The following is a 12,834-nucleotide window of genomic DNA, read 5'->3' on the forward strand; positions in this document are numbered from 1 at the left end:
AGGCGGCTTGCGCATTCGCGGGCAAGCCACGCTCCCAGAGGATTTGCGTCGCTCACAAAAGGTTGGTCCACCTCAAACCCTTGTGGGAGCGCGGCTTGCCCGCGAAGGGCGCGACACGGTCTTAAACAGTAGGCGGCCCGGGATACCCGCAATGTGCCCATGATTCCTTGCGGCTGTACCAAGCCATCATCACCAACTGCAGCAACGAGCTATGGCCCATGCGCAGCAAACTCAACGAGCTGTTTTCCCAGCGCTGCAGAAAGTGCCGAATATCGTCGGCGCTGGCGTTTTCCCAGCTGCCCCAGATTCCGGTAAGCGGCCCGCGCGTCACGGTCATTGCCTGCACGTCGAACAGTTGCTGCGTGAGCTTGAGCATTGACGGTGACAGGTGATTCAACCCGTTATCCAGGGACTTGAGGGTGGCATCGATTGCGCTGGGCATGTGCTCGACAGTCACCGCGCCCTCCAGCATCACCGGCACCAGGGCCCGCAAAAACAACAGGTCGGCGCTGCGCAGAATTGCAAAACCATTGGCCGGGACACTCGACGAGCAACCGCTGAGGCTGGCGGTCACACCGGCCGTGGCCAGAAAAGCGCTGGCGCCGAGGCTGAATTTAAGCAGGCCGCGCCGTGACAGCGCGGGTGTATCAGACAGGCTGGGGTTCATTATTGTTATTACCCGACGCGGACCATCGTTAGCGAATAAACAGCTTCTGAATCAGTTTCTGAATCGATTTGCCGTACGGTGGATAAATCAATTTTGCGGCGTTGAAGCGCTGTTTAATCAACACGCCCTTGGCCTTGCTGAAGGTCAGGAAGCCTTCATGGCCATGGTAATGGCCCATGCCCGACGCCCCGATCCCACCAAACGGCATGTCGTCCTGCGCCACGTGCAGCAACGTGTCGTTGAGGCAGACGCCACCGGAATGGGTTTCGTGAAGCACTCGGTTTTGTTCGCGTTTGTCGTAGCCGAAGTAATACAGCGCCAGCGGACGGGGCCGTTGGTTGATGTAGGCAAACGCCTCATCCAGATCGGTGTAAGGGACGATTGGCAGCAACGGGCCGAAGATCTCGTCCTGCATCACGGTCATGTCGTCGCTGACATTCAGCAGCAAGCTGTGCGCCATGCGCCGGCCCTGGCCTTGCTCGAATAGCGGAATCAGCAGTGCGCCCTTGCTGGTGGCGTCGCTGATGTAGCCGCTGAGTCGTGCCAATTGACGGTCATTGATTATGGCGGTGTAGTCCGGGTTGTCGGCCAGCGTCGGAAAAAAACCGCGAACTGCCTGGCGGTAAGCTTCGACGAAAGCACCCACGCGGTTTTCAGGCACCAGCACGTAGTCCGGCGCCACACAGGTTTGCCCGGCGTTGAGTGTTTTGCCGAACGCGATGCGCTCAGCCGCGTCCTTCAGCGGTACATCGTGGGAAACGATGGCCGGCGACTTGCCACCCAGTTCAAGCGTCACCGGCGTCAGGTTCTCGGCAGCGGCGCGCATGACGTGTTTGCCAATGCTGGTGGCACCGGTGAACAACAAATGATCGAACCGCAGGCGGGAAAATGCTACGCCGATGTCAGCTTCACCCAGCACGACGCACACCAGGTCTTCAGGGAAGATGCGGGCCAACAGTTCTTTCAGCAGCAGGCCGGTCGCGGGGGTGGACTCGCTGAGTTTAAGCATGACCCGGTTGCCCGCCGACAACGCGCCCACCAGCGGCCCGATGGCCAGGTACAGCGGATAATTCCAGGGCACGATCACGCCGACTACGCCCAGCGGCTGGTAAACCACTTTGGCCGACGCCGGTTGAAAAGCAACGCCTACTTTGCGCCTCGAGGCTTTCATCCAGCCTTTAAGGTGCTGGCTGGCGTAGTGAATGCCATGCAGGCTGGGCATCAGTTCGGCGAGCAAGGTTTCATCCGCGCTGCGGTGGCTGAAGTCCTGGCTGATCGCCGCTATCAGCGCCTGACGCTCGTTGCTCAACAGATCTCGCAGCGCCTTTAGCCATTGCAAGCGTTGGGCTGCCGGCGGCATGGGGTTCGCCGCGTAAGCTGCGCGCTGAGCGTTAAACAGCGTTAGCACTTCATCCAAAGGCTGCTGCAGGTTCTGCAGGTAGGCAATGTCAGCAGTCATGGTCGGCTCCGGTTTTAGTGTTATGAAGCTTTTTTAGAGTCTATGCTCTAAAAAGTCAAATGACATCCTGACGTCGCTTTGTTTTATCCACCTGACGATAGGTCGTAAGATGCCCCTCATCGCACTCTGAATTAAAGCTCAAGCCATGGCCCCTCGGATAAAAACCAGCGAGCGCATCGTCCAGAACAGCCTGGAGCTGTTCAATCAACAGGGCGAGCGCAGCATCAGCACCAACCATATTGCGGCCCATATGGAGATTTCTCCGGGCAACCTGTACTACCACTTCCCCAATAAGCAGGCGATTATCGCCGTGCTGTTCAGTGAGTACGAAAGCCTGGTGGACAGCTTTTTGCGCCCACCTCAAGGGCGCGCGGCCACCGTGGAAGACAAGCGTTTCTATCTGCAGGAGCTGCTGGCGGCGATGTGGCGCTATCGGTTTTTACACCGTGATCTTGAGCATCTGCTCGACAGCGATCCCGAACTGGCTGCCCGCTACCGGCGTTTTTCGCAACGCTGCCTTATTTATGGCACTCACATCTACGCCGGTTTCGTGGAGGCCGGCATTCTGTCCATGGACAAGGTGCAAATCGAATCCCTGACCCTGAATGCCTGGATCATCCTCACGTCCTGGGTACGGTTTTTGTGCACCACACGGGAAAACTCCAATCACTTGAGCGAACAGGCCATCAAACGTGGCATTTACCAAGTGCTGGTGCTTGAAGCCGGATTTGTCACGGATCAGGCGCGCGACGCGGTAAATGCGCTGTATGAAGAGTTTTACGTGCCGCTGGTCCAGGCTCTGGAAGAAGTACATTAGGATCAAACATCGCTTTAATCACAGGAGCCCGTCATGCCCATTGCGCAACTGATCAGCCCGCAAGCGTTAGACCTTAAAAAGGACACGCCGGGGTTGGTGATTCTGGATTGTCGTTTTGCCCTCGAAGACCCGGATTACGGGCAGCGTAGCTATGCCGAGGGGCATATTGCCGGGTCGGTTTTTGCCGATCTGGAGCGTGATCTAAGCGCGCGGGCGGTGAAGGGTGTGACCGGTCGTCATCCACTGCCGGAACCAGAAGCACTGATCGAGCGGCTGAAAACCTGGGGCATCAATGCCGACAGTGAAGTTGTTTTGTACGACGACGGCCCTGGCGCCTTCGCAGCGAGAGCCTGGTGGTTACTGGCCTGGCTGGGCAAGCGTGACGGCGTGTTCATCCTCGATGGCGGCCTCAAGGCTTGGCACGCCGCCGGATTGCCGCTGAGTCTGGATGCGTGCACCCTCAAGCCAGGCACCTTCAGCGGCACGCCAGACAACACGCTGCTGTTGAGCGCAGACCAACTTCAGCAACGTCTGGGCCAGCCCGCGCTGACATTGCTTGATGCGCGCGGTTTGCCACGCTTCAAGGGTGAAGTTGAGCCTATCGATCCGGTCGCCGGGCATATTCCTGGCGCGCAGTGCGCAGCGTTTACTGACAACCTTGGCAGTGACGGGCGTTTTCTACCGGCTGATCAGCTCAAGCAGCGTTTCGCCGAGAAAATAGGCGCTCGGTCCCCGGATGATTTGGTGGCTTACTGCGGGTCCGGCGTGACGGCGTGCCATAACCTGTTCGCGTTGTGCCTGGCGGGTTATCCATTGGGGGCGTTGTATGCCGGCTCGTGGAGCGAGTGGATCAACGACCCGGCACGAGGCGTCGCCAAGGGCGAAGAATCCCCAATCCCCTAGCTGGCTTGCCAGCGATGGCGGGTCAGTCACATTGATGTCGATTGATACTCCATCGCCTGCAAGTCAGCGCCCGCATCGGTTCATTGCCTGAGCGATTGCCGGGCGCTGCGATAAGCGCCCGGACCCACCCCGTAAGCCTGTTTGAACTGCCGACTCAGATGACTCTGGTCGGCAAATCCCAACTGCGTCGCCACTTCCAGTGGCAAACAACCATTCTGTAGCAGTGCCCGGGCCTGTGCGATGCGTTGCTGCATCAGCCAGGTATGCGGCGGCATGCCCGTCGCGCGGCGGAATACCCTGGCGAAGTGGAACGGTGACAGGTTGACCGCTGCCGCCAGATCTTCCAGCGACGGCGGCGCCGCCAATTGCGCGTGCAGCAAGTCCTTGGCCATGATCACGGCTCGATGCTCCTTGCCGGGTTTGCCGGCAATCGGCACCGCTGCATGACGTTGCAGCAGCGACAGCATCATTTCTCGCCAAACCGTCTGTTGTTGCAGCGCGGTAGCAGGGCTTTCCAGCAAACGATGCAGTTGGCAGAAACCCTTCACCAGATCCGGGTCGCGGTACAACGTGGCGCCAAATGTCGGCAGCGTGTTGGTCGGCAACTCCAGTTCTGCCAGCAGCGAGACAATCTGATCGCTGTCGGGATAAAACGCCCGGTATAACCAACCGTCCTCCGTGCCCTTATGACCGGTGTGCAGTTCGTGGGGGTTGATCAGCACCAGCGTGCCGCTGCCCGCCAGGTGTTCGGCGCCGCGATAACGGTAACGCTGTGCACCGGCCATGATCATGCCGATCACATAGCCGTCGTGCACATGAGGCGCAAAGCGGTGCTCGATGTAGCGCGCCGACAACAGTTCGACCCCAGCCAATGGTGCCGTTTGCCAGAAACGAATCGACTCGCCGTGATCGGTGTTCATCGGCCTATCCGCGACCCACAGCGGCCAGCCAATGCGGAATACGCCGTTCCAGGTAATAACCCGGCTGCTTGAAGGAGCCATCGACGAAGCCGACGTGCCCACCTTTTGGCTGCAATTCGAATTCGGTGGTGGCAGACAGTTCTTCGGCATCGGGCAGGCTGTGAGGAAACACGAACGGGTCATCAGCCGCTTGAATGATCAAGGTCCTGGTGCGGATTTCACCGAGGAAGTAGCGGCTGGAAGCGCGGCGATAGTAATCCTCGGCATCGGTAAAACCATGCAGCGGGGCCGTCACCCGCCCATCGAAATCCCAAAACGTACGCATGTTTTCCAGCGAGCCCAACGCTGCCAGCTCAGCCAGGCCATCCTCGCGCCCGTCATGCTGGAACTGCCGTTGCTTGTTCTTGATGTAGCCCACCATTTCGCGCATGAAGTGCGCCTGATAGACCTTGGAAAAACCCTGGCCGATACGGTCTGCACATTGATCCAGACGAAACGGCACCGACACCGCTACGGCGCCGAGTACGCCGCTGTCACTGCCGGTTTCGCCCAGATGCTTCAGCAGGACGTTACCGCCCAGCGAGTATCCGACTGCATACAATGGCGCCAACGGCCGTTTTGCCCGCAAGTGTCTGATGGCTTCTGCCAGGTCTTCGCTGGCGCCCGAATGGTAGCTGCGGGGTAGCAAGTTGGGCTCGCCGGAGCAGCCGCGCCAGTTCAGCGCGACGCTGGCCCAGCCTTGGGTGCCCAGCACTTTTTGCAAACCGGCTACATAAGGTGAATTCGAAGAACCCGTCAGCCCGTGCAACACCAATACTAACGGTGCATCAGCGCTGTGCGGGCCGTGCCAATCCAGATCAAGGAAGTCGCCATCGTCGAGCCACAAGCGTTCGCGCTCGCGTTCGATGTGCGTGGTTTTGCGCCACAGCGGGCCCCACAAGGTTTGCAGGTGCGGGTTGCCTAGGCCGAAGGCGGGGGTAAAACGTTCAGACGGTGAGGGCACGATTGTTCTCGATGCAGCGGTGCGGGCCTCGTTCGAGGCGCGCACCTTTTTCAGGCCGGTCGATTAACCGGCGATCTCTGCCATACGTTGCCACAAGGCGTAGTAGACCCGCCCGGATTTCTGCTCGCGGTGCAGACGCCAGCCGCCCGGCAAACCAAGGCTGGACGGTGCATTTTCGCTTTCAGTGTAGATCCAGGCTTCGTCAGCCAGCCATTGGCGCTCTTCAAGCAGCGTGCAAACGGTCGGTAACAGGTTCTGGTTGAACGGCGGGTCGAGGAACACCACGTCGTAGGCCGTGGCTGCCTGGGTTTCCAGGTAGCGCAACGCATCGGCCGTCTGAATCTGGCCGGTGGTGCAGCGCAGCGTGCCCAAGTGCTCCTTGATGCTGGAAACCGCAATATTGCTGGCGTCTAGCGCCTGGCCCATCGCGGCGCCACGCGACAGCGCTTCCAGAAACAGCGCGCCGCTGCCAGCGAACGGGTCCAGCACCTTGGCCCCGGCAATGTACGGTGCGAGCCAGTTGAACAGGGTTTCACGTACCCGGTCAGGCGTCGGGCGCAGGCCCGGCGCATCGGGGAAACTCAGCTTGCGGCTGCCCCATTCGCCGCCAATGATGCGCAGTTGGTTCACGCCGTTATGCACGTTGTGAACAGGTTTTTTTGGACGAGTAGCCATTAATGCTCCGGAACCCCGAGCGGCTGCTCGGCAGGTTTATCAGATGGGGCCGGTAACGGCTTTTGCGGCACGGTCGGGCCAGCGCTGACGATGACCATTTTGTCCGTGCTCAGGTGTTTGTTCATTGCAGTTTTGACCTGTTCGACGGTCAGGCTCTGGGACTGCTGCATGAAGTCTTCCAGGTAGCTGAGCGGCAAGTTGTAGAACCCCATCGCGCCGAGCTGACCAACGATGTCGGCGTTGCTGGCCGTGGACAGCGGGAAGCTGCCGGCCAGTTCACGCTTGGCGTCGTCGAGTTCTTTCTCGGTCGGGCCGGTTTTAAGATAGTCGGCGAGTACGTCCTGTACCAGTTTGAGAGTGCCTTCGCTCATCTCGGCACGGGTTTGCAGGTTGATCATGAACGGGCCGCGTGCTTGCATCGGGGTGAAGCCCGAATACACGCCATAGGCCAGGCCACGTTTCTCGCGCACTTCACTCATCAAACGGGTGCCGAAACCGCCACCGCCGAGAATCTGGTTGCCCATCGACAAGGCTGCATAGTCCGGATCGTCACGGTCGATGCCCAGTTGCGCGAGCATCAGGTTGGTCTGCTTGGACGGAAACTCGATATGGCTGACGCTGGCCTTGGGTTCGACCGGTTGCGGGATTTTTGCCAGCGCCGGACCTTTCGGCAGTGCGCTCGACACTTGCGCGGCAATCGCTTCGGCTTCAGCGCGAGACAAGTCGCCCACCAGTGCGATCACTACGTTGCCCGACGCATAGGCTTTTTGATGGAACTCACGCAGTTGCTCCAGGGTAATGGCTGGAACCGTTTTGGCCGTGCCATCGCTTGAGTGTGCGTAAGGGTGGTCGCCGTACAGACGGTTCATCAGCTCCAGGCTGGCGAGTTTGCCGGGGTTTTGCTTCTGGTATTCGAAGCCTGCGAGCATCTGGTTCTTGATGCGGGCAAAGGAGTCGGCAGGGAAGGTCGGTTTGCCGACGACTTCAGAGAACAACTTCAGGGCGGGTTCACGCTTGTCGGCAGCGCTCAGGCTACGCAACGACACAAGCGCCATGTCCTTATAGGCGCCGTTACCGAAATCGGCGCCCAGGCCTTCAAAACCTTGAGCAATGGCGCCGACATCTTTGCCTGCGACGCCTTCGTTGAGCATCGCATTGGTCAATACTGCCAGGCCTGGAGCGTCGCCGTCCTGGCTGCTGCCGGCGGCGAAGATCAGCCGCATGTCGAACATCGGCAACTCGCGAGCCTCGACGAACAGAACCTTGGCGCCTTCAGCGGTTTGCCAGGTTTGTACATTCAGCGAGCGGTTGCTGGGGGCCTTGCCGTCGAGTTCGGCCAGCGACTGCAGTTTGTTGCTGGATTGGGCTTTGTCCAGGGCTTCACTGGCGTTCGAGTTGTCAGATTGAAACAGGTAGACACCGGTAGCGCCGATCAATGCGACAACGATCAGGCCAATCAGGGCCAGACGTGGTTTTTTACGCTCACTCATGAGTCGTCTCCAGTGGCAGGACATGGGCGACGCTGAGACGCTCGCGGGTGAAATACAGCGTGGCGGCTTTCTGAATGTCTTGCGGGGTCACGCTTTCGAGGTCGGCCAGTTCGGTGTCCATCAGCTTCCACGACAAGCCAACCGTTTCCAGTTGACCAATGGCCGTCGCCTGGCTGGTGATCGAATCACGTTCGTAGACCAGGCCTGCAATCACCTGCGCACGCACGCGCTCCAGTTCTTCAGCGGACGGCGCGGTGGTTTTCAACTGATCGAGCAGCTTCCACAAACCGGCCTCGGTTTGCGCCAGGGTGACGTTTTTCTGGGTGTTCGGTGTAGCGGACAACGTGAACAGGCTGTCGCCACGGGTGTAGGCGTCGTAACTCGACGAGCCCCCGGACACCAGCTCTTCACCGCGCTCCAGTTGCGTCGGGATACGTGCGCTATAGCCGCCATCGAGCAGGGCTGAAATCAGGCGCAGCGCATTCACCGAGCGCTTGTCTTCGGCAGTGGCGATGCTCGGCACGTTGAAGCCCAGCATCAGGCTCGGCAATTGAGTCTGCACGTGCAACGTAATCAAGCGTTCGCCGGGCTCGGCCAGCTCCAGCGGGATTTTCGACGGTGGTACATCACGTTTGGCAATGGGCCCGAAGTAGCGCTGAGCCAGGGTTTTCACCTCGTCCGGCGTCACATCGCCAACCACTACCAGTGTGGCGTTGTTCGGCACATACCAGGACTGGTACCAGTGGCGCAGTTCCTCGACTTTCATGCGGTCCAGATCTGCCATCCAGCCGATGGTTGGCGTGTGATAACCGCTGGCCGGGTACGCCATCGCCTTGAAACGCTCGTAGGCCTTGGACATCGGCTTGTCGTCGGTGCGCAACCGGCGTTCTTCTTTAATTACTTCAATTTCACGGGCGAACTCGTCGGCTGGCAAACGCAGGCTGGCCATGCGATCGGCTTCGAGCTCGAACGCTACACCGAGCCGGTCACGGGCCAGCACTTGGTAATAAGCGGTGAAGTCATCACTGGTGAACGCGTTTTCTTCAGCGCCCAGGTCACGCAGAATCAACGACGCTTCGCCCGGGCCGACTTTTTCGCTGCCCTTGAACATCATGTGTTCGAGTGCGTGGGACAAACCGGTTTGCCCCGGTGTCTCGTAACTGGAGCCGACCTTGTACCAAATCTGCGAAACCACCACTGGCGCACGATGGTCTTCGCGCACAACAACCTTGAGGCCATTGTCCAGGGTGAATTCGTGGGTGGGTTGAGGGTCGGCAGCCAAAGCTGAAAGTGGCAGGCAAACTGTGCTGAGCAGCAGGCCTGCAGCGCGGCGGGCTAGAGCATTCATTCGTTTTTAAACCTTTGGGGCTGCCCGCTTGTTCTTAGCGTCAGCGGGCGAGAGGGTGCTAGGATACTGATCCGTTTTACTGGCGGCCACGCCTATCAGGCCTTTAATGGGTCAGCAGGTTGTTTGGGTTTGCGTCTGAAGCTTTGAGTTTGTCAGCTAAACTCAGCGTTTTCGCCGACGATGCCGTTGCAGTCCTTCGTATTAGTCGACCTTTGAGGCGCTGTTTGCGCCTCAACAAAATGTTGCGCGTGAACAAGCTCGATGAATCGCAGTCTGTTCTGCATTGAATATTTATTTGCCGGGGCGCCCTTTGGCGCGTCGCTACCGTGAGATAGCCGTCCTCCATGTTTGGTTCCAACGACGACAAGAAGACCCCAGCTGCGGCTGGCGAGAAGAAAGGCCTGTTCGGATGGCTGCGCAAAAAGCCGCAGGAAACCGCCGTCGAACAGCCACAGCCACTCCCAGAGCCAACGCCTGCGCCGACAATAGAAGAAGAGCCAGCGCCGATTGTCCTGCTGAATGCCGAACCGGTGCTGCAACCGGTGGCCGAGGCTGAACCCGAAGTCGAACTGCCGCTGGCGCCCGCCGCCGAACCGTGGCTTACGCTTCCGGTAGCGGAAGAGCCAGTGGCCCTGGTCGAAGACGCGTTGGCGCCGCACATTACGCCGCCGATTCCCGCTCCCGTTGCATTGGCGCCTGAGCCTGAGCCTGAGCCTGCGCTCGAGCGTGAGCCGGTGGCTGTTGCTGCACCCGCGCCGGCGGTCGTTGCAGAACCTGAGATGCCCGCGCGTGAAGTGCCCGTTACCCCGGTCGTTCTGACTCCGGAGCCTGTTGCAGTTGTCGAGCCCGCCGAAGTCCCGGCCGAGCCTGTGCGCACCGAGGAAACCAAGGCCGGTTTCTTCGCCCGTCTCAAGCAAGGCCTGTCCAAGACCAGCGCCAGTATCGGCGAAGGCATGGCCAGCCTGTTCCTGGGCAAGAAAATCATCGATGACGAACTGCTCGACGACATCGAAACCCGTCTGCTGACCGCCGATGTTGGCGTTGAGGCGACTTCGGTGATCATCCAGCGCTTGACCCAGAAGGTTGCGCGCAAAGAGCTGGCCGATGCCGATGCACTGTACAAATCCCTTCAAGCTGAATTGGCGGCGATGCTCAAGCCTGTCGAGCAGCCGCTGAAAATCAGTTTGCAAAACAAGCCGTTTGTGATCCTGGTGGTGGGCGTCAACGGCGCCGGCAAGACCACCACCATCGGCAAATTGGCGAAGAAGCTGCAGCTGGAAGGCAAAAAAGTCATGCTCGCGGCTGGCGACACCTTCCGCGCCGCAGCGGTCGAGCAATTGCAGGTGTGGGGCGAGCGCAACAAGATCCCGGTCATCGCCCAGCACACCGGCGCCGACTCTGCCTCGGTTATCTTCGATGCGGTGCAGGCCGCCAAGGCGCGCGGTATCGATGTGTTGATCGCCGATACCGCCGGTCGCCTGCACACCAAAGACAATTTGATGGAAGAGCTGAAGAAGGTTCGCCGCGTCATCAGCAAACTGGACGCCGATGCGCCACACGAAGTGCTGTTGGTGCTTGACGCAGGTACCGGACAGAACGCCATCAACCAGGCCAAGCAATTCAACCAGACCGTGCAATTGACCGGCCTGGCGCTGACCAAACTCGATGGCACGGCCAAGGGCGGCGTGATTTTTGCGCTGGCCAAACAGTTTGGCCTGCCGATTCGCTATATCGGCGTCGGTGAAGGCATCGATGATTTGCGCACTTTTGAAGCAGAACCCTTTGTCCAGGCATTGTTTGCCGAACGGGAGCGTTCATGATTCGTTTCGAGCAGGTCGGTAAGCGCTACCCGAACGGTCACGTCGGCTTGCATGAGCTGAGCTTTCGAGTCCGTCGCGGTGAGTTTCTGTTTGTGACCGGCCACTCCGGCGCCGGTAAAAGTACCTTGCTGCGCCTGTTGCTGGCGATGGAGCGTCCAACCACTGGCAAATTACTGTTGGCGGGCCAGGACCTTGGCACCATCAGCAATGCGCAAATTCCTTACCTGCGCCGGCAGATCGGCGTGGTGTTCCAGAATCACCAGTTGCTGTTTGATCGCACGGTGTTCAACAACGTCGCGCTGCCGCTGCAGATTCTGGGCTTGTCCAAACCCGAGATCGCCAAGCGTGTGGATTCGGCGCTGGAGCGCGTGGCGCTCTCGGACAAGACCGATCTGTACCCTGGCGACCTGTCCACCGGCCAGCAACAGCGTGTAGGTATTGCTCGCGCCATCGTCCATCGCCCGGCCTTGCTGCTGGCGGACGAACCGACCGGTAACCTCGACCCGCGACTGGCGGCAGAGATCATGGGCGTGTTCGAAGACATCAACCGTTTGGGCACCAGCGTGCTGATCGCCAGTCACGACCTGGCCTTGATCGCCCGCATGCGTCATCGCATGCTGACCCTGCAACGCGGTCGATTGATCGGTGACGGGGAGGCCGGCGTATGAGTGCAACGCGCAGCCCCAAGGTTTCCGAGCGCGTGGCGCCGAAGGCCGCTGACCCACAACAAAAGAAGAAAAAACGCGACGAGGACGACGGTCCGGACTTCGCCACGCTGTTTCGCGCCTGGATTGAAAGCCATCGCGCCAGTCTGATGGACAGCTTGCGCCGCTTGGGCAAGCAGCCAATCGGTAGCTTTTTCACCTGCATGGTGATGGCGGTGGCGCTGAGCTTGCCAATGGGCCTGTCACTTTTGCTGAGTAACGTGGAACGACTCGGCGGCTCGTGGCAGCGTGCGGCGCAGATTTCGTTGTACCTGCAGCTTGAGGCCAGCCCGGCTGAGGGTGAGGCGCTGCGCGAGCAGATCAAAGGCATGCCGGGTGTCGCTGATGCGGAGTATGTCGGCCGTGATCAAGCGCTTGAAGAGTTTCAGCAGCAGTCTGGCCTGGGCGATGCGCTCAAGGAACTGCCGGAAAATCCGCTGCCGGGCGTGGTTTTGGTGACGCCGAACGAAGTCGACAAACCCGCTCTTGAAGCATTGAGACAAAAACTTTCCGAGCTGCCGAAGGTACAACAAGCGCAGCTTGATCTAGTGTGGGTCGAGCGTTTGGCGGCCATTCTCAAGCTGGGCGACCGATTTGTGTTCGGCCTGACGGTGCTTTTGGTTTCTGCATTACTTTTGGTGATAGGCAATACCATTCGTCTTCATATTGAAAACCGCCGCACAGAGATAGAAGTGATTAAACTCGTGGGCGGCACTGACAGTTATGTGCGCAGGCCTTTTTTGTACATGGGCGCGCTGTATGGCTTCGGTGCAGGGATTCTTTCCTGGGGTTTGTTGGCGTTTGGCCTGAATTGGTTGAACGAGGCAGTGGTTGGACTGGCCGGTTTGTACGGCAGTAATTTTGCGCTGGCAGGAGTGCCAGTTGCCGACGGTCTGTCTCTCTTGCTTGGCGCGGTGCTGTTGGGGTATATCGGTGCATGGATTGCAGTCGCACGCCACCTTAGGGAGCTTGCGCCCAAGTAATATCATTTTGCTCGTATTGACCTTTCAGCGTTTATGGGAACTTGT

Annotated in this window: 12 protein-coding genes; 5 read left to right on the plus strand and 7 right to left on the minus strand. The window is 59.4% G+C overall.

Features of this window, described 5'->3' with window-relative positions; translation table 11 throughout:
• Nucleotides 1–121: 121 nt before the first annotated feature.
• The gene (locus ACQR3R_RS19100; RefSeq protein WP_428274230.1) at nucleotides 122–667 is read right to left on the minus strand and encodes a hypothetical protein; all 546 of its coding nucleotides are present in this window, start codon (nucleotides 665–667) and stop codon (nucleotides 122–124) included.
• A 28-nt stretch (nucleotides 668–695) separates the two neighbouring features.
• On the minus strand, nucleotides 696–2,126 hold the full coding sequence (locus tag ACQR3R_RS19105; protein WP_428274232.1) for an aldehyde dehydrogenase family protein: 1,431 nt from the start codon (nucleotides 2,124–2,126) through the stop codon (nucleotides 696–698).
• A gap of 145 nt (nucleotides 2,127–2,271) precedes the next feature.
• Between ACQR3R_RS19105 and ACQR3R_RS19110 the strand changes: the two genes are divergently transcribed.
• Together ACQR3R_RS19110 and ACQR3R_RS19115 are read left to right on the plus strand one after the other, a co-directional pair.
• Nucleotides 2,272–2,943, plus strand: coding sequence for a TetR/AcrR family transcriptional regulator (locus ACQR3R_RS19110; RefSeq protein ID WP_428274234.1), 672 nt, complete (start codon nucleotides 2,272–2,274; stop codon nucleotides 2,941–2,943).
• Nucleotides 2,944–2,976: 33 nt separating this feature from the next.
• Nucleotides 2,977–3,846 carry a rhodanese-like domain-containing protein gene (locus ACQR3R_RS19115; protein ID WP_428274236.1) on the plus strand — a complete coding sequence of 290 codons (870 nt, stop codon included), beginning with the start codon at nucleotides 2,977–2,979 and terminating at the stop codon, nucleotides 3,844–3,846.
• A gap of 80 nt (nucleotides 3,847–3,926) precedes the next feature.
• On the opposite strand, the gene ACQR3R_RS19120 is transcribed toward ACQR3R_RS19115, so the two are convergent.
• From ACQR3R_RS19120 to ACQR3R_RS19140, 5 genes are all read right to left on the minus strand, one after another.
• Nucleotides 3,927–4,766 (minus strand): AraC family ligand binding domain-containing protein, encoded by an 840-nt coding sequence (locus tag ACQR3R_RS19120; RefSeq protein ID WP_428274238.1) that lies wholly within the window; start codon nucleotides 4,764–4,766, stop codon nucleotides 3,927–3,929.
• Between the two features lie 4 nt (nucleotides 4,767–4,770).
• Nucleotides 4,771–5,769: a hydrolase gene (locus ACQR3R_RS19125; protein WP_428274239.1), complete on the minus strand. Its 999-nt coding sequence runs from the start codon at nucleotides 5,767–5,769 to the stop codon at nucleotides 4,771–4,773.
• Between the two features lie 63 nt (nucleotides 5,770–5,832).
• Nucleotides 5,833–6,444, minus strand: coding sequence for a 16S rRNA (guanine(966)-N(2))-methyltransferase RsmD (gene rsmD, locus ACQR3R_RS19130; protein ID WP_428274241.1), 612 nt, complete (start codon nucleotides 6,442–6,444; stop codon nucleotides 5,833–5,835).
• Complete coding sequence (locus ACQR3R_RS19135) at nucleotides 6,444–7,934, minus strand: insulinase family protein (protein WP_428274243.1); 1,491 nt, start codon at nucleotides 7,932–7,934, stop codon at nucleotides 6,444–6,446. The genes rsmD and ACQR3R_RS19135 overlap by 1 nt, the downstream gene beginning before the upstream one ends.
• Nucleotides 7,927–9,282: an insulinase family protein gene (locus ACQR3R_RS19140; RefSeq protein ID WP_428274245.1), complete on the minus strand. Its 1,356-nt coding sequence runs from the start codon at nucleotides 9,280–9,282 to the stop codon at nucleotides 7,927–7,929. Before ACQR3R_RS19140 ends, ACQR3R_RS19135 begins: the two co-directional genes overlap by 8 nt.
• 344 nt (nucleotides 9,283–9,626) lie before the next feature.
• Here ACQR3R_RS19140 and ftsY point away from each other — a divergent pair, with 344 nt between their 5' ends.
• From ftsY to ftsX, 3 genes are read left to right on the plus strand one after another with little or no spacing between them, the layout of a single operon-like run.
• Entirely contained in the window at nucleotides 9,627–11,102 is a 1,476-nt protein-coding gene (gene ftsY / locus ACQR3R_RS19145) for a signal recognition particle-docking protein FtsY (RefSeq protein WP_428274247.1), read from the plus strand.
• The gene (gene ftsE / locus ACQR3R_RS19150; RefSeq protein WP_054044439.1) at nucleotides 11,099–11,770 is read left to right on the plus strand and encodes a cell division ATP-binding protein FtsE; all 672 of its coding nucleotides are present in this window, start codon (nucleotides 11,099–11,101) and stop codon (nucleotides 11,768–11,770) included. Before ftsY ends, ftsE begins: the two co-directional genes overlap by 4 nt.
• Nucleotides 11,767–12,789, plus strand: a complete 1,023-nt coding sequence (ftsX, locus tag ACQR3R_RS19155; RefSeq protein WP_428274249.1) for a permease-like cell division protein FtsX — start codon at nucleotides 11,767–11,769, stop codon at nucleotides 12,787–12,789. The genes ftsE and ftsX overlap by 4 nt, the downstream gene beginning before the upstream one ends.
• Nucleotides 12,790–12,834 lie beyond the last annotated feature (45 nt).

The sequence above is a fragment of the Gordonia sp. IEGM753 genome (genome assembly GCF_050321825.1).
GTDB lineage: Bacteria > Pseudomonadota > Gammaproteobacteria > Pseudomonadales > Pseudomonadaceae > Aquipseudomonas.

Coding starts and splice junctions, on each gene's coding strand:
- ACQR3R_RS19100 (WP_428274230.1), bottom strand. CDS start 667: ATGAACCCCAGCCTGTCTGATACACCCGCGCTGTCACGGCGCGGCCTG.
- ACQR3R_RS19105 (WP_428274232.1), bottom strand. CDS start 2,126: ATGACTGCTGACATTGCCTACCTGCAGAACCTGCAGCAGCCTTTGGAT.
- ACQR3R_RS19110 (WP_428274234.1), top strand. CDS start 2,272: ATGGCCCCTCGGATAAAAACCAGCGAGCGCATCGTCCAGAACAGCCTG.
- ACQR3R_RS19115 (WP_428274236.1), top strand. CDS start 2,977: ATGCCCATTGCGCAACTGATCAGCCCGCAAGCGTTAGACCTTAAAAAG.
- ACQR3R_RS19120 (WP_428274238.1), bottom strand. CDS start 4,766: ATGAACACCGATCACGGCGAGTCGATTCGTTTCTGGCAAACGGCACCA.
- rsmD (WP_428274241.1), bottom strand. CDS start 6,444: ATGGCTACTCGTCCAAAAAAACCTGTTCACAACGTGCATAACGGCGTG.
- ACQR3R_RS19135 (WP_428274243.1), bottom strand. CDS start 7,934: ATGAGTGAGCGTAAAAAACCACGTCTGGCCCTGATTGGCCTGATCGTT.
- ACQR3R_RS19140 (WP_428274245.1), bottom strand. CDS start 9,282: ATGAATGCTCTAGCCCGCCGCGCTGCAGGCCTGCTGCTCAGCACAGTT.
- ftsY (WP_428274247.1), top strand. CDS start 9,627: ATGTTTGGTTCCAACGACGACAAGAAGACCCCAGCTGCGGCTGGCGAG.
- ftsE (WP_054044439.1), top strand. CDS start 11,099: ATGATTCGTTTCGAGCAGGTCGGTAAGCGCTACCCGAACGGTCACGTC.
- ftsX (WP_428274249.1), top strand. CDS start 11,767: ATGAGTGCAACGCGCAGCCCCAAGGTTTCCGAGCGCGTGGCGCCGAAG.